Origin of the sequence: Pseudomonas pergaminensis, from assembly GCF_024112395.2 — a bacterium.
In the GTDB taxonomy this organism is placed as follows: Bacteria; Pseudomonadota; Gammaproteobacteria; order Pseudomonadales; family Pseudomonadaceae; genus Aquipseudomonas; species Aquipseudomonas pergaminensis.
The window spans coordinates 6095491-6115143 of the sequence record NZ_CP078013.2; the positions used below are offsets into that span (position 1 = coordinate 6095491).

A 19653-nucleotide genomic window follows, 5' to 3' on the forward strand; every position below is an offset into this window, starting at 1 on the left:
CGTGAGTATAATTGACTATAATCAGCCGTCAAACGACCTCCCGTCGCCGATCTTCCCTTGGGCATTTCGCAAACCGTGCCCGATAACTCCGCGTGAAATATGACGGCGACTCAAACCCGCAGGCAATGCTCACTTCCAGCACACTCATACCGCTTTGCCGTAAGAGCTGCCGGGCTTTCTCCAGGCGCAGGCCAAGGTAGAAGTTGCTCGGGGTGTCATTCAAATGCAGGCGAAACAGCCGCTCCAGCTGGCGCCGGGTCACCTTTATCGTCTCAGCCAGGGCCAGTGTGCTCAGCGGCGGCTCGGTGTGCTGTTCCATCTCACCGATCACCTGCACCAGCTTCTTATTGTTGATGCCATAGCGCGTGGCGATCTGCATGCGTTGGTGGTCTTTGCGTGGACGGATACGGCCGAGCACGAATTGCTCGGAGACTTGGATCGCCAGGTCGGGGCCATGGGCCTGGGCGATCAGGTCGAGCATCAGGTCGATGGAGGCCGTACCACCGGCGCAGGTGATGCGACGGCGGTCGATCTCGAACAGCTCCTGGGTGACGCTCAGGTGCGGATAGGATTCCTTGAAGGCGTCGATGGCTTCCCAGTGCAGGGTCAGGCGGTGGCCGTCGAGCAGGCCGGCTTGCGCCAGTACGCAAGCGCCCGTATCGATGGCGCCGAGGGTCACGCCGTCGTGGTCGAGACGGCGTAGCCAGTGTTCCAGCGCAGGCGTGGCGAACTGCAGCGGTTCGAAGCCCGCCACCACCAATAACGTCGCGCCCTTTTTCAACGGTTCCAGCGCGGCGTCGGCGTTGACCGACATGCCATTGCTCGCCAGCACCGCGCCGCCATCGGCGCTCAGCACGTGCCAGCGGTATAGCTCGCCACGAAAGCGGTTGGCCACCCGCAGCGGTTCGAGCGCAGAGATAAAACCGATGGCCGAGAAGCCCGGCATCAGCAGAAAGTAGAAATCCTGGGACATGGTAGCGCTCTCGTCGGACGGGCAGCGTGGCACTGTGATACTCCCGTTCTCGGCTGGATTCAAGGGGGCAGGTCGCTGCAGTGCAAGAGCTGGTCGCCGCCGTGCGTTTTGTCGGCCCTCAAGCTGCGTAACTTGATCCCACGGCGCACAAAGACGCCGGACCCCACAATAACGACCTGCCGAGGGATCCACCATGAACCGACTGATCAGCCGCTGCGTGCTTGCACTCAGCGCCAGCGCCATCTTGAGCACGAACGTATTGGCTGCCGACGCGGCATCTTGCCAGAACGTGCGCATGGGCGTGGTGAACTGGACCGACGTAATCGCCACCAGCGCCATGACCCAAGTGTTGCTCGACGGCCTCGGCTACAAGACCAAACAGACCAGCGCCTCCCAGCAAATCATCTTCGCCGGCATTCGCGACCAGCGCCTGGACTTGTTCCTGGGCTACTGGAACCCACTGATGACCCAGACCATCACTCCGTTCGTCGACGCCAAGCAAGTCAAGGTGCTCGACAAGCCCAGCCTGGAAGACGCCCGCGCCACCCTCGCCGTGCCGACTTACCTGGCAGACAAAGGCCTGAAAACCTTCGCCGACATCGCCAAGTTCGAAAAAGAGCTGGGCGGCAAGATCTACGGCATCGAGCCAGGCTCGGGCGCCAACACCCAGATCAAGGCAATGATCGCCAAGAACCAGTTCGGCCTGGGCAAATTCCAACTGGTGGAATCCAGTGAAGCCGGCATGCTCGCCGCCGTCGACCGTGCGGTTCGCCGCAAGGAAGCCGTGGTGTTCTTCGGCTGGGCGCCGCACCCGATGAACGTCAACATCGCCATGACTTACCTCACCGGCAGCGACGATGCCCTGGGCCCGAACGAAGGCATGGCCACCGTGTGGAGCGTCACCGCGCCGAACTACGCCGAGCAGTGCCCGAATGTGCACAAACTGCTGACCAACCTGACCTTCACCGCCGCTGATGAGAGCCGGATGATGCAGCCGTTGCTGGATCACAAGGACGCTATCGAGTCCGCCAAGCAGTGGCTCAAGGATCACCCGCAAGACCAGGCGCGCTGGCTGGAAGGGGTGACCACCTTCGACGGCAAGCCGGCCGCGGCCAACCTGCAACTGACCAGCAAATAACTTTTTCTGAACCACCGTTTCGCAGCTCAAACGGGCTGCGAACGGCACCACCACGCCTGTAAGGAACCGCCTCATGAACCACGACGTCATCATCACCTGCGCACTCACCGGTGCTGGCGACACGACCAGCCGCAGCCCACACGTGCCGGTCACCCCCAAGCAAATCGCCGCTGCGGCCGTGGAAGCCGCCAAGGCCGGCGCCACCGTTGTGCACTGCCATGTGCGCGACCCTGAAACCGGCAAATTCAGCCGCGACGTCGCCCTGTACCGCGAAGTAATGGAGCGCATCCGTGAGGCCGACATCGACATCATCGTCAACCTCACCGCCGGCATGGGCGGCGACCTGGAGATCGGCGGCGGCGAGAACCCGATGGAATTCGGTCCCAACACTGACCTGGTCGGCCCGCTGACCCGCCTGGCCCACGTGGAAGAACTGCTACCGGAAATCTGCACCCTCGACTGCGGCACCCTGAACTTCGGCGATGGCGATACCATTTACGTGTCCACCCCGGCGCAACTGCGGGCGGGCGCCAAACGCATCCAGGAGCTGGGCGTCAAGGCTGAGCTGGAGATCTTCGACACCGGCCACCTGTGGTTCGCCAAGCAGATGATTAAGGAAGGCCTGCTCGACGACCCGCTGTTCCAACTGTGCCTGGGCATCCCATGGGGCGCGCCGGCCGACACCACCACCATGAAAGCCATGGTCGACAACCTGCCCGCCGACGCGGTGTGGGCCGGCTTCGGCATCGGCCGCATGCAAATGCCGATGGCGGCGCAAGCGGTGCTGCTGGGCGGCAACGTGCGGGTCGGCCTGGAAGACAACCTGTGGCTGGACAAAGGCGTGCTCGCCACCAACGGCCAACTGGTGGAACGCGCCAGTGAAATCCTCAGCCGCCTGGGTGCACGGGTCATGACCCCGGCCGAAGGTCGCGTGAAGATGGGCCTCACCAAACGCCGCTGATCAAAATGTGGGAGGGGGCTTGCCCCCGATGGCGGAGGATCAGCACCAGCTGTATCGACTGACACACCGCTATCGGGGGCAAGCCCCCTCCCACAGGGGATTACCAACCTCTTTAGGAATTTGCCATGAGCTTTATCACCGAAATCAAAACCTTCGCCGCCCTCGGCAGCGGTGTCATCGGCAGCGGCTGGGTCTCCCGTGCCCTGGCCCACGGCCTGGATGTGGTCGCCTGGGACCCGGCGCCCGGCGCCGAAGCCGCACTGCGCAAGCGTGTCGCCAACGCCTGGGGTGCCTTGGAGAAACAAGGCCTGGCACCGGGCGCCTCCCAGGACCGCCTGCGCTTTGTCGCCACCATTGAAGAGTGTGTGAAAGACGCCGACTTCATCCAGGAAAGCGCCCCGGAGCGCCTGGAACTGAAACTGGATCTGCACAGCAAGATCAGCGCGGCGGCCAAGCCGAATGCGTTGATTGGTTCAAGCACGTCCGGCCTGTTGCCGAGCGAGTTCTACGAGGGCTCGACCCACCCTGAGCGGTGCGTGGTCGGCCATCCGTTCAACCCGGTTTACCTGCTGCCACTTGTGGAAGTGGTCGGCGGCAAGAACACCGCGCCGGAGGCTGTTCAAGCCGCGATCAAGGTGTACGAATCCCTCGGCATGCGCCCCCTGCATGTGCGCAAGGAGGTCCCAGGCTTTATCGCTGACCGTCTGCTCGAAGCGCTGTGGCGTGAAGCCCTGCATCTGGTCAATGACGGCGTGGCCACCACTGGAGAAATCGACGACGCGATCCGCTTTGGCGCGGGCTTGCGCTGGTCGTTCATGGGTACCTTCTTGACCTACACCCTGGCCGGCGGCGACGCCGGCATGCGCCACTTCATGGCGCAGTTCGGCCCGGCACTGCAATTACCATGGACCTACCTGCCGGCGCCGGAGCTGACCGACAAGCTGATCGACGATGTAGTCGACGGCACCAGCGATCAACTGGGCAAACACAGCATTTCGGCGCTGGAGCGCTATCGTGATGACTGCCTGCTGGCGGTGCTGGAGGCGGTGAAAACCACCAAGGCCAAGCATGGCATGACCTTCGCCGAATAACGGAACCCCTGACATGCCCGCACTCACCACCTACACCACCCAGGTCCACCCCGACTGGGTGGACTACAACGGCCATCTGCGCGACGCGTTCTACCTGCTGATCTTCAGCTACGCCACCGACGCGCTGATGGACGCCCTGGGCCTGGACAGCGAAAACCGAGAAGCCAGCGGCCATTCACTGTTCACCCTGGAGCTGCACCTCAACTACCTGCACGAAGTGAAACTCGGTGCCGACGTGGAGGTGCATACCCAACTGATCGCCTTTGATGCCAAGCGTCTGCACCTCTATCACAGCCTGCATTTAGTGGGAGATGAAAAGGAGCTGGCGGGCAACGAGCAGATGCTGCTGCACGTTGATCTGGCGGGCCCGAATTCGGCGCCGTTCACCGAGGCCACATTAAAAAAACTCACGGCTATCAGTGCGGCGCAGGCCGACCTGCCGCGCCCCGCCCTGCTTGGCCGAGTGATTGGACTGCCGCTGAAAAAATAGCCACCCAAAAAACCATAAGGAGCCACCATGCAAACCGCCGCCGCTGTTGCCGACTTCCGTACTTACCCGAAGATCTGCGACATCGCGGACGTCAGGGTGCTGGAGGATCAAATCCTTGTGCAGTGGGTGGATGGGCGGGTCAGCCCGTTTCATCATCAATGGCTGCGGGACAACTGCCCGTGCACGGAATGCGTGTACAGCGTGACCCGTGAGCAGGTACTGGAGATTGTCGACGTGGATGCCAATCTCAGTGCGGCCTCTGCATGCATTGATCAAGGCAATCTGAGCCTGGAATGGAGCGGCGGGCACCGCAGCCAATACGATCCCGGCTGGCTGCGGGCCCATGCCTACGACGATGAATCCCGTGCCGAACGCCGTGCCGCAAAGCCCAAATCGCAGTTGTGGGACAGTCGCTTCCAACTGCCGGTTTTCGAATACAAGGCGGTCATGGAGGACCCGCACGCACTGCTGCAGTGGCTGCTGGCGCTGCGCGATTCGGGCTTGACGCAAATCCGAGGCGTCCCCACCGAGCCCGGCTCCCTGGCGCTGGTCGCCAAGCGCATTGCCTTCATCCGCGAGAGCAACTTCGGCGTGCTGTTCAACGTGCAATCCAAGGCCGACGCCGACAGCAACGCCTACACCGCTTTCAACCTGCCGTTGCACAGTGATCTGCCCACGCGCGAGCTGCAACCGGGCCTGCAGTTTTTGCATTGCCTGGTGAACGATGCCAACGGCGGCGAGAGTATTTTTGTCGATGGATTTGCCATCGCCCATGCGTTGCGCACAGAAGATCCCGAAGCGTTTCGCGCACTGTGTGAAATACCCGTGGAGTTTCGCAACAAAGATCGTCACAGCGACTATCGCCGCCTGGCGCCGATCATTGCGCTGGATGCCCTGGGGGAGGTGGCGGAGATTCGCATGGCCAACTTTCTGCGCGGGCCGTTCGAGGCCAGTGTGGAACAGATGCCCTTGCTGTATCGGGCCTACCGGCGGTTTATTGCAATGACGCGGGAGGACCGTTTTCGGCTGGTCAAGCGCCTGAACCCGGGCGAGTTGTGGTGCTTCGACAACCGCCGCACCTTGCATGCACGCAATGCTTTTGATCCCACTTCGGGGGCGCGGCACTTCCAGGGGTGCTATATCGACCGGGATGAATTGCTCTCGCGCATCCTGGTATTGCAGCGCTAGACCGTGCCGGCGATGGCGTCCGTGTAATCAGCACAAATCCCAGGCAAAAAAAGCCCCGGTCCAGCCGTGACTGGATCGGGGCAGAGTGCTTTGTGTGGCGTGACATCCCGAGGGTGACCAAACCTTCAAGTTGCTTGCCTGGCATTCAGTGTGCCTATTACTTCTGTCGGCAAATGGCTCGAAAACGACCTGCTCATAGCCATCTGAGGCATTCGTGCAATCTGCCCTTGCCGACCGTTTGAGCGGCTACCAGAATCCAAGTCAAACCCCGCTCCCTTCACCAGGATAAACGTCATGATGCATGCGGATTTGATTGACCAGGATGACCTGCTGGGCCAACTGCGCTCGCTGGGTTTCGAAGTGTCCAGTGGCGCCACTGCCGAACAGGCCTGCGAGTGTGCCGTGCGCGGTTTGAGCCCGGCGCGGGCCAAGGCCCTCAAGGGCATGGTTGAGCAGATGTATACCGGCAGCGCGACGATTCTGCCGGCCGTGCGGCAGGCAATCGACAAACAGCTGCTGCCGGCGTTGGTGCAGTTCAAACAGAACTCCGGCGCCTGATAAAACGCCATCGCAGGCAAGCCAGCTCCCACATTTTGAATGTATTCACAGATCACAATGTGGGAGCTGGCTTGCCTGCGATGAAGCCCCCTCGGTCTAGAGCCTTACACTGGCAAACGTCGACTCGTTGCGCGCCTGGCTCAACGCCGACATCGGCCCCGACAACGGTGACAACACCAGTGCCTGCGGAATTGGCATCATCGCCACTTGCTGGGTGGTGTTGGAACCCACACGCTCATCCCGTGGCGGAATGCCGAAGTATTCGCGATAGCACTTGGAGAAGTGCGGCGTCGACACAAACCCGCACACCGACGCCACTTCGATGATCGACATCGGTGTTTGCTTGAGCAACTGCCGTGCACGAATCAGGCGCAGCTTGAGGTAGTAGCGCGATGGCGAGCAGTGCAGGTATTTCTGGAACAAACGCTCAAGCTGGCGACGCGACACGGCGACATACACCGCCAGTTCATCCAGGTCGATCGGCTCTTCCAAGTTGGCTTCCATCAGCGCGACGATTTCCTGCAGCTTCGGCTGGTTGGTGCCGAGCATGTGCTTGAGCGGCACACGCTGGTGGTCCTGTTCATTGCGGATGCGTTCGTACACGAACATCTCGGAGATCGCCGCCGACAGTTCACGGCCGTGGTCGCGGCTGATCAGGTGCAGCATCATGTCCAACGGCGCGGTGCCGCCGGAGCTGGTGAAGCGGTTGCGGTCGAGGGTGAATAAGCGTGTGCTCATGGCCACGCGGGGGAAGGCCTCCTGCATCGACGCCAGGCATTCCCAGTGCACGCTGCAATCAAAGCCATCGAGCAAACCGGCGCAGGCCAGGGCCCAACTGCCGGTGCACACCGCACCCAGGCGACGGGACTGACGCGCCTGGCTTTGCAGCCACGACACATGTTCACGGGTCACGGTGCGTTGGATACCCACGCCGCCGCACACGATTACGGTGTCCAGGGCTGGGGCTTTGTGCATGGACGCATCGGGGGTGATTTGCAGACCGTCGCTGGCCCACACCTGGTTTCCGTCAACGCTCAAGGTCGTCCAGCGATACAACTCGCGACCGGAGAGCTGGTTGGCCATGCGCAGGGGTTCGACTGCGGAGGCCAGGGAAATCAGCGTGAAATTGTCCAGCAGCAAAAAGCCGATGGATTGAGGCGCACGGTTCTGGGGTTGGGCCCCGGAGTTGAACGACGTCATCGCGGTATCTCCTCACACAAAGCGGGTGATGGCCTCAGGCGAGGCTCTTGTTATTGCGCTCTGCACCTTAAGGAAACTCCTATGGCGAGACGCTTTGTGTTGATAGAGCAAATGCCATGCCTAAACTTGAATGGCCGTCCAATAACTCCTAAAAACGACCTGCTGACCCGTCTAAATAAGCCCGCGCGCGAAGTACGGGATATGCCCCGAAAAGGACGTCAGAGCGAGCCTGCTCAAGGTGTGTGAGCAGATCGGTAGCACTTGTGGGAAGGCGCTTTGAGGGCGTAGGAGAAGTCTGTCACCACACGCACAGGTGACAGGTGGTCGGGCGGGAAATCGTTTGGGAGCTACTTATCTGTTTGCGACGCGCTAAAAGGTGGCGCTTTTGCATCCGGGTGTTCACTTTATGCGCAATGTTGTCTGGACTACCGTATTCGCGAGCAAGCCCGCTCCCACACTTGACCGCGTTCTCATGTTTGAACTCGATCAAATGTGGGAGCGGCGGTGCGACGATTCGACTTGCTCGCGAATACAGGCGACGCGGTCTCAACACTCAACAGCGCTGACCGCCAACCCACCCCGCGATGTCTCTTTGTATTTGTCATGCATATCCGCCCCGGTATCGCGCATGGTGCGAATCACCCGATCCAGGGAGATAAAGTGCTGGCCATCGCCACGCAGCGCCATTTGCGCCGCGTTGATCGCCTTCACTGCCGCAATTGCATTGCGCTCGATGCACGGCACTTGGACCAGCCCACCCACCGGGTCGCAGGTCAGGCCGAGGTTGTGTTCCAGGCCGATTTCGGCGGCGTTGCACAGTTGCTCCGGCGTGGCACCAAGAATCTCCGCCAACCCGGCTGCAGCCATGGCGCAAGCCGAGCCCACCTCCCCCTGGCAGCCGACTTCGGCACCGGAGATCGAGGCGTTCTTCTTGCACAGAATGCCCACCGCCGCAGCGCCGAGCAGGTAGTCGACCACGTTGGCTTCCGTCACTTCTTCACTGAATTTCATGAAGTAGTGCAGCACCGCCGGAATGATCCCCGCCGCGCCGTTGGTAGGCGCGGTCACCATGCGCCCACCGGCGGCGTTTTCCTCGTTCACCGCCAGGGCGAACAGGTTGACCCACTCCATGGCGCTCAAGGTCGAGCCGATCACGTTCGGCTTGCCCAGTTCCTGCAAACTGCGGTGCAACTTGGCCGCGCGACGGCGCACGTTCAGGCCACCGGGCAAGATGCCTTCGTGCTTGAGGCCTTGCTCCACGCAGTCCTGCATGGCGCGCCAGAGTTTCATCAGGCCGCTGCGGATTTCTTCTTCGGAGCGCCAGACCTTTTCGTTGGCCAGCATCAATTCGGCGACGCGCAGGTTGTGGGTCTTGCACAGCTGCAACAGCTCGACCGCGCTGGAGAAATCATAAGGCAGCTCGGTGCGATCCATGTCCGCCACGCCGCTCTGCGCCTGGGCTTCATCCACTACAAAACCACCGCCCACTGAATAGTAAGTGTCGCGGTGCAGCTCGCCGTCATCACCAGACACCACCAGCGTCATGGCGTTGGGGTGGAACGGCAGGTTCTCGTCGAGCAGGCGCATGTCCCGTGCCCATACAAAAGGCACTGGCAAACGCCCATCCAGCAGCAGTGTGTCGGTCTCGCGCAGGGTGTGGATGCGCAGACCGATTTGCGACGGATCGATCGCATCCGGCCACTCGCCCATCAGGCCCATGATGGTCGCAGTGTCGCTGCCATGGCCGATGCCGGTGGCCGACAATGAGCCGTAGAGCTGAACTTCGACGCGCCTGACTTGTTCCAACAGTTCACGTTCACGCAGTGCCTGGACGAACAACGCCGCGGCGCGCATGGGGCCGACGGTGTGAGAACTAGAAGGCCCGATGCCGATCTTGAACAGGTCGAAAACGCTGATAGCCATTAACGTGGAACTCCGCAGGTGAGCAGGCCGGACACCAAGGAGCTGCTACGCTCAGATCGCCCAGATGGCGGCATCATCAAGCTTTTACTCGCCGTCACGGCGTCTCACACCGACGCACTCATGCTCACCAGCGTCGCGCCCGTGCGATCGCCTGTTTTGGCCGTTTTTAGCGGTGCAGATGGGCAAAACCTACAGTTTTGCCGCTGGAAAAATCTGTAAGCGACGTCACCGACACTGGATACGACCATCCCTGTACTGGATACGACGCCCCCTGTAGGCGTCAGATTTTCACTGGTACATGATCAGTCTCGACTCGTTTGCAAGGCACCGTGCCAGAGCTGTTGTCGCACGCACCAACCGCAACACTTATAAAGCGCGGCGAAGGCCGCCAGAAAAAACACAGGAGTCTACCCAGATGAAAGGTTCACCCTCGTTGTTGTTGGCCGCCATGCTGAGTCTGCCAGTCATGGCGCACGCCGCAGAACCGGCACAATGTCAGACCGTCAATTTCTCCGATGTCGGCTGGACCGACATCACCGTCACCACCGCGACCACCAGCGAGATCCTCAAGGGCCTGGGCTACAAGCCGCGCACCACGATGATTTCGGTACCAGTGACTTACAAGTCCCTGGCCGACGGCAAGAACATGGACATCTTCCTCGGCAACTGGATGCCGACCATGGAAAACGACATCAAGCAGTACCGTGATGCCGGCACCGTGGAAACCGTGCGCGCCAACCTGGAGAACGCCAAGTACACCCTCGCGGTCCCGGAAGCGCTGTACAACAAAGGCCTGAAAGACTTCGCCGATATCGCCAAATTCAAGGATGAGCTGGGCGGCAAGATCTACGGCATCGAGCCGGGTAATGACGGCAACCGCACCATCCAGACGCTGATCGACAAAGACGCCTTCGGCCTGAAAACCGCCGGTTTCAAAGTCGTCGAGTCCAGCGAAGCCGGCATGCTCTCCCAGGTCGAACGCGCCACCAAGCGCGACCAGGCCATCGTGTTCCTTGGCTGGGAACCGCACCCGATGAACACCCGTTTCAAGATGAAGTACCTGACCGGGGGTGACGATTCGTTCGGCCCCAACTACGGCCAGGCCACCATCTACACCAACACCCGCAAGGGCTACACCCAGGAATGCAGCAACGTGGGCCAGTTGCTGAAGAACCTGGTGTTCACCCTGAACATGGAAAGCACCCTGATGGGTAAAGTCCTGGACGAAAAACAAAAACCCGATGCTGCCGCCAAGGCGTGGCTCAAAGCCAACCCGCAAGTGCTCGACACCTGGCTCGCCGGCGTGACCACGGTTGATGGCAAACCAGGCTTGGAGGCCGTTAAAGCTTATCTCGCCAAATAACACCCGCTGACCCCAGGCCGGTGCGCTGGCCTGGGATGTTTTCCCCTTCGCATGTGGACATTCACTACCATGCTGACTGAACAGAAAATCCCACTAGGCCAGTACATCGCTGCCTTCGTCGAATGGTTGACCCAACACGGCGCCAACTACTTCGACGCAATCGCATCGACACTGGAAACGATGATCCACGGCGTGACGTTCGCGCTGACCTGGTTCAATCCGCTGGCATTGATCGGTCTGATTGCGCTGCTGGCTCACTTTATCCAACGCAAATGGGGACTGACTGTTTTTGTCATCGCCTCCTTCCTGCTGATCCTCAACCTGGGGTACTGGCAGGAAACCATGGAAACCCTCGCGCAGGTGTTGTTCGCCACCCTGGTCTGCGTGGTCATCGGTGTGCCGCTGGGCATTGTTGCCGCGCACAAACCGTTGTTCTACACCATGATGCGGCCGGTGCTCGATCTGATGCAGACCGTACCGACCTTCGTCTACCTCATCCCTACCCTGACCCTATTCGGGCTGGGTGTGGTGCCTGGGCTGATTTCCACGGTGGTGTTCGCGATTGCCGCGCCGATCCGTCTGACCTACCTGGGTATCCGCGATGTACCGCAAGAGTTGATGGACGCCGGCAAGGCCTTTGGCTGCTCGCGCCGTCAGTTGCTCTCGCGCATTGAACTGCCCCACGCCATGCCGAGCATTGCCGCCGGCATTACCCAATGCATCATGCTGTCGTTGTCGATGGTGGTGATCGCGGCCCTGGTGGGCGCCGATGGTCTCGGCAAACCCGTGGTCAACGCGCTGAACACCGCCGACATCGCCCTGGGCTTTGAAGCCGGCCTGGCGATCGTGCTGCTGGCCATCATGCTCGACCGCATCTGCAAACAACCCGACGCTAAAGTAGGGGGTGATGCATGAGCATTATCCGATTCGACAAAGTCGACGTGATCTTCTCCAAAGACCCACGCGAAGCGCTCAAGCTGCTGGACCAGGGCATGAGCCGTAATGAGATCCTGAAAAAGACCGGGCAGATTGTCGGCGTGGAAAAAGCCAGCCTGGATATCGAGAAAGGCGAAATCTGCGTGCTGATGGGCCTGTCGGGCTCCGGCAAATCCAGCTTGCTGCGCTGCATCAATGGCCTCAACACCGTCAGCCGTGGGCAACTGTTCGTGGAGCACGAAGGTCGCCAGATCGACATCGCTTCCTGCACCCCGGCCGAGCTGAAAATGATGCGCACCAAACGCATCGCCATGGTGTTCCAGAAATTCGCCCTGATGCCTTGGCTGACGGTACGCGAGAACATCAGCTTCGGCCTGGAAATGCAGGGCCGTCCGGAGAAAGACCGGCGCAAGCTGGTGGACGAAAAGCTCGAACTCGTGGGCCTGACCCAATGGCGCAACAAGAAGCCGGACGAGCTCTCCGGCGGCATGCAACAGCGCGTCGGCCTGGCCCGCGCGTTGGCAATGGACGCCGATATCCTGCTGATGGACGAACCCTTCTCGGCACTCGACCCGTTGATCCGCCAAGGCCTGCAGGATGAACTGCTGGAGCTGCAACGCAAGCTGAGCAAGACCATCGTGTTCGTGAGCCACGACCTTGATGAGGCCCTCAAACTGGGCAGCCGTATCGCGATCATGAAAGACGGCAAGATCATCCAGTACAGCGTGCCGGAAGAGATCGTGCTGAACCCGGCGGACGACTATGTGCGCACCTTCGTCGCGCATACCAACCCGCTGAACGTACTGTGCGGCCGTAGCCTGATGCGCACCCTGGACAACTGCAAGCGCGTCAACGGTTCAGTGTGCCTGGACCCCGGCGGCGACTCGTGGCTGGAGCTGGCCGAAGGCAACACCATCAAGGGCGCCCGCCAGAATGGCGCGGTGATGAATTTGCAGAACTGGGCACCGGGGCAAGCGGTGGAAGGTTTGGGCCGAGTGCCGACGCTGGTGGACTCGAACATCGGCATGCGCGATGCGTTGCAGATTCGCTATCACACCGGGAACAAGCTGGTGTTGCATGACAACAACCAGGTAGTGGGGATCTTGGGCGACAGCGAGCTTTACCATGCCCTGCTGGGCAAGAACCTCGGCTGACAGATACCGCAAAAGCAATTGAAGAAACAATGTGGGAGCTGGCTTGCCTGCGATAGCGGTGGTGAATTCACTACCGCTATCGCAGGCAAGCCAGCTCCCACAGTTGATCCCATTCCAACATTGGAACAGTGGTGTCAGTGAAGACACCACCTAGCTCACGTATCAGCTATAGACACGGCCAAGGAGCTGCCGATGGCTTTCAAACTGATCGAGCACGTCCCGGGTGATCTGTTCCTGGGCGAAGCCCATCAGGTCGTATTCCTGAGGCCCGTTGTGCAGGTAAACCTCGGCACGGTAATAACGGGTGCGCTCTTCCTCGGGCAGGTCACTCGGTGCCGACGAGTAAGCATCCAGGCTCACTTCGTAGACAAACGGGTTGCCCTCTTCCATCTCGATGCGCACACCGATGCAACGCTTGGATTTACCCAGCAGGGTCTGCACTTCCAACCCCTGTTCACGCAACGCAGTCGCCGCTTCTTCCAGCGCTGGCGTCACATGCTTGTCCATAAAGCGCTGCACAGTGCCCTGGCTCGGTTGCAGGTCCAGTGCGGTCAGGCGCTCGCTGAAGCCACGACGACCACGCTCGGCCAATTGCGCCTGCTCCTGTTCGATCGCCACATCCTGGCGCATGGCCTTGTGCAAGCCGAACATGAAGAAGATCAGCACCACCGAGAACGGCAGCCCGGCCAGCACCACCATGGTCTGCATGGCTTCGAAGTTACCGGCGAACAGCAAGCCGATGGTCACCAGGGTGATCACCGCCGACCAGAAGATCCGCAGCCAATGCGGCGCATCTTCGTCCACGTTGCCGCCTTTGCAGGACAGGTTGGCCATCATCACCGCGCCGGAATCCGCCGGGGTCAGGAACAGCACGAAGCCCACGAAAATCGACACACCGATGACGATTTTCGACGCCGGGTAATGCTCAAGCAGTTGATAGATGGCCATCGAAGGCTGTTCCAGCGCGGTCTTGCCCAACTCCACCGCACCGTGGTTCAGCACCAGGTCCAGGGCCGAGTTACCGAAGATCGACAGCCACGCCAGGGTAAAGCCCAGCGGGATCAGCAGCACGCCGGCCACCAGTTCACGCACCGTGCGACCACGGGAAATACGCGCGATGAACATGCCCACGAATGGCGCCCAGGAAATCCACCACGCCCAGTAGAACAGGGTCCACAGGCCCATCCAGCGCTCGGTCTTGTCGGCGTCGCCTTCGTACACATAGAGGTCGAAGGTTTTCAGGATGATGCCGTTGAGGTAGTCACCGGTGTTCTGCACCAGGCCGTTGAGCAAGTGCAAGGTCGGGCCGAACAGCAGCACGAAGATCAGCAGGCCGCTGAACAACACGATGTTGAGGTTGGACAGGCGGCGGATGCCGTTCTCCACGCCCGACACGGCGGCGATGGTCGCGACGGTGCTCATCACGATGATCACAATCAGCAGGTTGGTGTTGCTGTGCTGCATGCCGAACAGGTTTTCCAGCCCGGACGACACCTGCATCGAACCAATCCCCAGGTTCGTCACCAGGCCCAGCAGGGTCACGAACATGCCGAAACCGTCCACCGCGTGGCCGGCCGCGCCTTTCACCCAGCGCTCGCCCACCAGCGGGTACAACGCCGAACGCAAGGCCAGCGGCTGGTTATGGCGATACGCGAAGTACGCCACGGCCAGGCCGACCAAGGCATAGATCGCCCAGCCGTGCAGGCCCCAGTGCAGGAAGGTCAGTTGCAGCGCCTGGCGTGCGGCGCCATTGCTGGCGGCTGCGCCTTCGGGCGGGTTGAAGTAGTGGTCCAGCGGCTCGGAAGCGCCGAAGTACAGCAGCGAAATACCGATGCCCGACGAGAACAACATGCCGGCCCAGGCGCCGTAGCTGAAGTCCGGGGTGTCGTCCTTGCTGCCCAGTTTCAATTTGCCGTAGGAGGAAAACGCCAGGCCGACCACAAACACCAGGTAGGCGGCGATGACCACCATGTAGTACCAGCCGAAGCTTTTCGACAGCCACGCCTGGGCGACACCGAGCATGCGCCCGGCCTCCTGCGGGGCGATGATCAGGATGGCGGTCAACAACAGAATCAACGCGGTGGAGGTGTAGAACACCCAACCGTTGACCCGTACCTTTTCCGGCGGGGTCTTTATAAGAGAGGCAGAACTCATGGCGCAGATGCTCCGGGCAGTGCGAGAGAGAAACACAAGGCAACGGTTATCCCGGGACATCGATTTTTCGGCAGTCGACGGACGGGTGTTATAAAGACACCCCTTAAATCCCTGCACCCCATGAGCGCAGTGCCCAGGGACGTTTCAGGGGTTTAACCAGGTGCCAGATGTCGTGCCTACATGTAGGAAATACCTGTAGGACGCGACCATTTGTCGCAGATCTTATTCTTTGTTGATTGAACGTTCAATCAAAACAAAATAGACTGGCCATCAAGCCGACGGACGTTGATCGCCCATCGGCAGGCCTAAGGAGAGGTGCTACATGCCCAAGGTCGGTATGCAACCCATACGCCGCCAGCAGTTGATCGAAGCCACGCTAACGGCCATCGATCAGGTCGGAATGGGAGATGCCAGCATTGCGCTGATCGCCCGTTTGGCCGGCGTCTCGAACGGCATCATCAGTCACTACTTTCAGGACAAGAACGGCCTGATCGCCGCAACGATGCGGTACCTGATGAACGTGCTGATCGAGAACGTCCACGAACGCAGGCTTGCGCTGAAGGATGACAGCCCACGGGCGCACCTTCAGGTGATCATTGAGGGCAACTTCGATGCCAGCCAGGTCAACGGCCCGGCAATGAAAACCTGGCTGGCCTTCTGGGCCACCAGCATGCACCACCCGTCATTGCACAGGTTGCAGCGGATCAACGATCAACGTCTGTATTCCAACCTGTGCTGCCAGTTCCGCCGAGTGCTGCCGCTGCCGCACGCACGCAAAGCAGCCCGAGGCCTGGCGGCCCTGATCGACGGTTTGTGGTTGCGCGGCGCCCTGTCGGGAGACGCTTTCGACACGGCGCAGGCGCAACGGATCGCTTACGAATACATGGATTTCCAATTGGCCAAGCAGGTGAGTTAGAGCACACATAACCGCTCAACCCCTGAACTGCTGTTGATCAGTGTTGCCAGACCCTTATGGCCCACTTTTCGGCGGTTAACGCCAACCACTTATGCACTTGCGAGGACTTTATGGCCCGTTTCGAACTGCAAAAACTCTACATTGACGGCGGCTACAGCGACGCTGGCAGCGATGCCACCTTCGAAGCCATCAACCCGGCTAACGGTGAAGTTCTCGCCCAAGTGCAACGCGCGACGAAAGAAGACGTTGAACGCGCCGTGGTCAGCGCCGAAAAGGGCCAGAAAATCTGGGCCGCGATGACCGCCATGGAGCGTTCTCGCATCCTGCGTCGTGCCGTCGACATCCTGCGCGAGCGCAACGACGAGCTGGCCGCCCTGGAAACCCTGGACACCGGCAAAGCCTTCTCCGAAACCAAATACGTCGACATCGTCACCGGCGCCGACGTGCTGGAATACTACGCCGGCCTGGTGCCCGCCATCGAAGGCGAGCAGATCCCGCTGCGTGACACCTCGTTCGTCTACACCCGCCGTGAGCCGCTGGGCGTGGTTGCCGGTATCGGCGCGTGGAACTACCCGATCCAGATCGCCCTGTGGAAATCCGCACCGGCCCTGGCTGCCGGTAACGCAATGATCTTCAAGCCAAGCGAAGTCACCTCGCTGACCACCCTGAAACTGGCTGAGATCTACACCGAAGCCGGCGTTCCGGCGGGCGTGTTCAACGTACTGACCGGCAGCGGCCGTGAAGTCGGCACCTGGCTGACCGAGCACCCGCGCATCGAGAAAGTCTCGTTCACCGGCGGCACCGACACCGGCAAGAAAGTCATGGCCAGCGCTTCCAGCTCTTCGCTGAAAGAAGTGACCATGGAACTGGGCGGCAAGTCGCCGCTGATCGTGTTCGAAGACGCCGACCTGGATCGTGCGGCCGACATCGCGATGATGGCCAACTTCTACAGCTCCGGCCAGGTCTGCACCAACGGCACTCGCGTGTTTGTGCCCAAGCACCTGCAAGCGGCGTTCGAAGCCAAGATCGTTGAGCGCGTGGCGCGCATTCGTGTGGGCAGCCCGCAAGACGACAACACCAACTTCGGCCCGCTGGTCAGCTTCGCCCACATGGAAAGCGTGCTGGGCTACATCGCCAAAGGCAAGGAAGAAGGCGCACGCGTACTGTGCGGCGGCGACCGCCTGACCGACGGCGAATTCGCCAAAGGCGCTTTCGTGGCCCCGACCGTGTTCACCGACTGCACCGACGAGATGACCATCGTCCGTGAAGAAATCTTCGGCCCAGTGATGAGCATCCTCACCTACGAAACCGAAGAAGAAGTGATCCGTCGCGCCAACGACACCGACTTCGGCCTGGCCGCTGGCCTGGTGACCAAGGACCTGAACCGCGCCCACCGCGTGATTCATCAGCTGGAAGCGGGTATCTGCTGGATCAACGCCTGGGGCGAATCCGACGCGAAGATGCCGGTCGGTGGCTACAAGCAATCCGGTGTTGGCCGTGAGAACGGCATCAGCTCGCTGAACAACTTCACCCGCATCAAATCGGTACAGGTTGAGCTGGGCGACTACGCCTCGGTGTTCTAAGAACCCGAGCCTTGTAGTGCCTTTGAGGCCGCCATCGGGGGCAAGCCCCCTCCCACCTTTGACTGTGTAAACCCGATCAAATGTGGGAGGGGGGCTTGCCCCCGATGAGGCCCGACCTGACCACACATCAAAGAGGGTGCATCCAATGTCCCAAGAATACGATTACATTATTGTGGGTGCCGGCTCCGCCGGTAACACCCTGGCGACCCGTCTGACCGAAGACGAAGGCGTCACCGTCCTGCTGCTGGAAGCCGGCGGCCCGGACTACCGTCTCGACTTCCGTACCCAGATGCCCGCCGCCCTGGCCTTCCCGCTGCAGGGTCGCCGCTACAACTGGGCCTACGAAACCGATCCAGAGCCCCACATGGACGGCCGCCGGATGGAATGCGGTCGCGGCAAGGGCCTGGGTGGTTCCTCGCTGATCAACGGCATGTGCTACATCCGTGGCAACGCCATGGATTACGACAACTGGGCGAAATTGCCAGGCCTGGAAAACTGGACCTACCTCGACTGCCTACCCTATTTCCGCAAGGCCGAAACCCGCGACATCGGCCCGAACGACTGGCACGGCGGCGATGGCCCGGTCAGCGTGACCACGCCGAAAGCCGGCAATAACCCACTGTTCCACGCCATGGTCGAAGCCGGCGTGCAGGCCGGTTACCCGCGTACCGAAGACTTGAACGGCTACCAGCAAGAAGGCTTCGGCCCGATGGACCGTACCGTCACGCCGAACGGTCGTCGCGCCAGCACCGCGCGCGGTTACCTGGATACTGCCAAGAAGCGCTCCACGCTGACCATCGTCACCCACGCCCTCACCGACAAGGTGTTGTTCGAAGGCAAGCGTGCCGTTGGTGTGCGTTACCTGATCGGCGCCGCTGAAGAGCGCGTTGAAGCCCGCGCGCGCAAGGAAGTGCTGGTGTGCAGCGGCGCAATCGCGTCGCCGCAACTGCTGCAACGCTCCGGTGTCGGCCCGGCCAAGCTGCTGGAAAGCCTCGACATCCCGGTGGTCCACGACCTGCCAGGCGTCGGCGAAAACCTGCAGGACCACCTTGAGCTGTACCTGCAATATGCGTGCACTCAGCCCGTGTCGCTGTACCCGTCGCTGCTCTGGTACAACCAGCCGGCGATCGGCGCTGAGTGGCTGTTCAACGGCACCGGCATCGGCGCCAGCAACCAGTTCGAAGCGGGCGGTTTCATCCGTACCCGTGAAGAATTCGAATGGCCGAACATCCAGTACCACTTCCTGCCGGTCGCGATTAACTACAACGGCAGCAACGGTGTGAAAGAGCACGGCTTCCAGGCGCACATGGGCTCCATGCGTTCGCCAAGCCGTGGCCGCGTGCAATTGAAGTCGAAGAACCCACGGGACTACCCGAGCATCCTCTTCAACTACATGGCCACCGAGCAGGACTGGCAGGAATTCCGCGACGGCATCCGCCTGACCCGTGAAATCATGCAGCAGCCGGCACTCGACCAGTACCGTGGTCGCGAAATCAGCCCAGGCATCGACGTGCAAACCGATGAGCAGCTTGACAAGTTCATCCGCGAGCACGCCGAAACCGCGTTCCACCCGTCCTGCTCGTGCAAGATGGGCACCGACGAAATGGCTGTCGTCGATGGCGAAGGCCGCGTGCATGGCATGCAGGGTCTGCGTGTGGTCGATGCGTCGATCATGCCGATCATCACCACCGGTAACCTGAACGCGCCGACGATCATGATCGCCGAGAAAATCGCCGACAAGATCCGTGGCCGCCAGCCGCTGCCGCGCAGCACCGCCGACTACTACGTGGCCGGCGATGCGCCGGTGCGTGGCAAGCCGATGCGTGAAATTGCGCAGTAACTGAAATATCGCGTTGCCTGTATCGCAGGCAAGCCAGCTCCCACAGTTGATCGAGTTCGCCTGAACAACGTGATCACCTGTGGGAGCCGGGCTTGCCCGCGATGAGGACCGACCGGCCAATGCAAAACCCCTCCTTGATCAGCTACTCTGTTTGCCTGCCCGCGACGAGCCGCCCACAAGGAAGG

16 protein-coding genes are annotated in these 19653 nt (G+C 60.9%); 12 read left to right on the plus strand and 4 right to left on the minus strand.

Annotated features, from left to right (window positions below; translation table 11 throughout):
• Positions 1 to 28 precede the first annotated feature (28 nt).
• On the minus strand, positions 29 to 973 hold the full coding sequence (locus KUA23_RS27815) for a GlxA family transcriptional regulator (protein ID WP_078050495.1): 945 nt from the start codon (positions 971 to 973) through the stop codon (positions 29 to 31).
• Between the two features lie 193 nt (positions 974 to 1166).
• Between KUA23_RS27815 and KUA23_RS27820 the strand changes: the two genes are divergently transcribed.
• From KUA23_RS27820 to KUA23_RS27845, 6 genes are all read left to right on the plus strand, one after another.
• Positions 1167 to 2111, plus strand: coding sequence for a choline ABC transporter substrate-binding protein (locus KUA23_RS27820; RefSeq protein ID WP_099493084.1), 945 nt, complete (start codon positions 1167 to 1169; stop codon positions 2109 to 2111).
• A 73-nt stretch (positions 2112 to 2184) separates the two neighbouring features.
• Positions 2185 to 3072, plus strand: a complete 888-nt coding sequence (gene cdhC, locus KUA23_RS27825) for a 3-dehydrocarnitine:acetyl-CoA trimethylamine transferase CdhC (RefSeq protein WP_100491979.1) — start codon at positions 2185 to 2187, stop codon at positions 3070 to 3072.
• Between the two features lie 125 nt (positions 3073 to 3197).
• The gene (locus KUA23_RS27830) at positions 3198 to 4163 is read left to right on the plus strand and encodes an L-carnitine dehydrogenase (protein WP_078050496.1); all 966 of its coding nucleotides are present in this window, start codon (positions 3198 to 3200) and stop codon (positions 4161 to 4163) included.
• Positions 4164 to 4176: 13 nt separating this feature from the next.
• Positions 4177 to 4653 carry a thioesterase family protein gene (locus tag KUA23_RS27835; protein ID WP_252993157.1) on the plus strand — a complete coding sequence of 159 codons (477 nt, stop codon included), beginning with the start codon at positions 4177 to 4179 and terminating at the stop codon, positions 4651 to 4653.
• A gap of 27 nt (positions 4654 to 4680) precedes the next feature.
• A complete protein-coding gene (locus tag KUA23_RS27840) occupies positions 4681 to 5841 on the plus strand; it encodes a gamma-butyrobetaine dioxygenase (RefSeq protein ID WP_099493085.1) in 1161 nt (386 codons plus the stop codon).
• 294 nt (positions 5842 to 6135) lie between these two features.
• Positions 6136 to 6399: a hypothetical protein gene (locus KUA23_RS27845; RefSeq protein ID WP_028618238.1), complete on the plus strand. Its 264-nt coding sequence runs from the start codon at positions 6136 to 6138 to the stop codon at positions 6397 to 6399.
• Positions 6400 to 6495: 96 nt separating this feature from the next.
• Here KUA23_RS27845 and gbdR read toward each other — a convergent pair whose 3' ends face one another.
• Positions 6496 to 7599 (minus strand): choline metabolism transcriptional regulator GbdR, encoded by a 1104-nt coding sequence (gene gbdR / locus KUA23_RS27850; protein WP_005792167.1) that lies wholly within the window; start codon positions 7597 to 7599, stop codon positions 6496 to 6498.
• 546 nt (positions 7600 to 8145) lie between these two features.
• On the minus strand, positions 8146 to 9522 hold the full coding sequence (locus tag KUA23_RS27855; protein WP_078050499.1) for an L-serine ammonia-lyase: 1377 nt from the start codon (positions 9520 to 9522) through the stop codon (positions 8146 to 8148).
• Positions 9523 to 9937: 415 nt separating this feature from the next.
• On the opposite strand from KUA23_RS27855, the gene KUA23_RS27860 reads away from it, so the two are divergent.
• The 3 genes from KUA23_RS27860 (at position 9938) to choV (ending at position 12975) form a co-directional block, all read left to right on the plus strand.
• A complete protein-coding gene (locus KUA23_RS27860) occupies positions 9938 to 10885 on the plus strand; it encodes a choline ABC transporter substrate-binding protein (protein ID WP_078050501.1) in 948 nt (315 codons plus the stop codon).
• Positions 10886 to 10954: 69 nt separating this feature from the next.
• Positions 10955 to 11800, plus strand: coding sequence for a choline ABC transporter permease subunit (gene choW / locus KUA23_RS27865; RefSeq protein ID WP_016972877.1), 846 nt, complete (start codon positions 10955 to 10957; stop codon positions 11798 to 11800).
• Positions 11797 to 12975, plus strand: coding sequence for a choline ABC transporter ATP-binding protein (choV, locus tag KUA23_RS27870; protein ID WP_252993158.1), 1179 nt, complete (start codon positions 11797 to 11799; stop codon positions 12973 to 12975). Before choW ends, choV begins: the two co-directional genes overlap by 4 nt.
• A 162-nt stretch (positions 12976 to 13137) precedes the next feature.
• On the opposite strand, the gene KUA23_RS27875 is transcribed toward choV, so the two are convergent.
• On the minus strand, positions 13138 to 15072 hold the full coding sequence (locus tag KUA23_RS27875; protein WP_223204552.1) for a BCCT family transporter: 1935 nt from the start codon (positions 15070 to 15072) through the stop codon (positions 13138 to 13140).
• 379 nt (positions 15073 to 15451) lie between these two features.
• Here KUA23_RS27875 and betI point away from each other — a divergent pair, with 379 nt between their 5' ends.
• The 3 genes from betI to betA all read left to right on the plus strand — a co-directional run bounded on the left by betI (position 15452) and on the right by betA (position 19468).
• Entirely contained in the window at positions 15452 to 16045 is a 594-nt protein-coding gene (gene betI, locus KUA23_RS27880) for a transcriptional regulator BetI (protein WP_028618243.1), read from the plus strand.
• Between the two features lie 110 nt (positions 16046 to 16155).
• On the plus strand, positions 16156 to 17628 hold the full coding sequence (betB, locus tag KUA23_RS27885; protein WP_078050503.1) for a betaine-aldehyde dehydrogenase: 1473 nt from the start codon (positions 16156 to 16158) through the stop codon (positions 17626 to 17628).
• Between the two features lie 145 nt (positions 17629 to 17773).
• Positions 17774 to 19468 carry a choline dehydrogenase gene (gene betA / locus KUA23_RS27890; protein ID WP_078050504.1) on the plus strand — a complete coding sequence of 565 codons (1695 nt, stop codon included), beginning with the start codon at positions 17774 to 17776 and terminating at the stop codon, positions 19466 to 19468.
• Positions 19469 to 19653: the final 185 nt, after the last annotated feature.

Coding starts and splice junctions, on each gene's coding strand:
- KUA23_RS27815 (WP_078050495.1), bottom strand. CDS start 973: ATGTCCCAGGATTTCTACTTTCTGCTGATGCCGGGCTTCTCGGCCATC.
- KUA23_RS27820 (WP_099493084.1), top strand. CDS start 1,167: ATGAACCGACTGATCAGCCGCTGCGTGCTTGCACTCAGCGCCAGCGCC.
- cdhC (WP_100491979.1), top strand. CDS start 2,185: ATGAACCACGACGTCATCATCACCTGCGCACTCACCGGTGCTGGCGAC.
- KUA23_RS27830 (WP_078050496.1), top strand. CDS start 3,198: ATGAGCTTTATCACCGAAATCAAAACCTTCGCCGCCCTCGGCAGCGGT.
- KUA23_RS27835 (WP_252993157.1), top strand. CDS start 4,177: ATGCCCGCACTCACCACCTACACCACCCAGGTCCACCCCGACTGGGTG.
- KUA23_RS27840 (WP_099493085.1), top strand. CDS start 4,681: ATGCAAACCGCCGCCGCTGTTGCCGACTTCCGTACTTACCCGAAGATC.
- KUA23_RS27845 (WP_028618238.1), top strand. CDS start 6,136: ATGATGCATGCGGATTTGATTGACCAGGATGACCTGCTGGGCCAACTG.
- gbdR (WP_005792167.1), bottom strand. CDS start 7,599: ATGACGTCGTTCAACTCCGGGGCCCAACCCCAGAACCGTGCGCCTCAA.
- KUA23_RS27855 (WP_078050499.1), bottom strand. CDS start 9,522: ATGGCTATCAGCGTTTTCGACCTGTTCAAGATCGGCATCGGGCCTTCT.
- KUA23_RS27860 (WP_078050501.1), top strand. CDS start 9,938: ATGAAAGGTTCACCCTCGTTGTTGTTGGCCGCCATGCTGAGTCTGCCA.
- choW (WP_016972877.1), top strand. CDS start 10,955: ATGCTGACTGAACAGAAAATCCCACTAGGCCAGTACATCGCTGCCTTC.
- choV (WP_252993158.1), top strand. CDS start 11,797: ATGAGCATTATCCGATTCGACAAAGTCGACGTGATCTTCTCCAAAGAC.
- betI (WP_028618243.1), top strand. CDS start 15,452: ATGCCCAAGGTCGGTATGCAACCCATACGCCGCCAGCAGTTGATCGAA.
- betB (WP_078050503.1), top strand. CDS start 16,156: ATGGCCCGTTTCGAACTGCAAAAACTCTACATTGACGGCGGCTACAGC.
- betA (WP_078050504.1), top strand. CDS start 17,774: ATGTCCCAAGAATACGATTACATTATTGTGGGTGCCGGCTCCGCCGGT.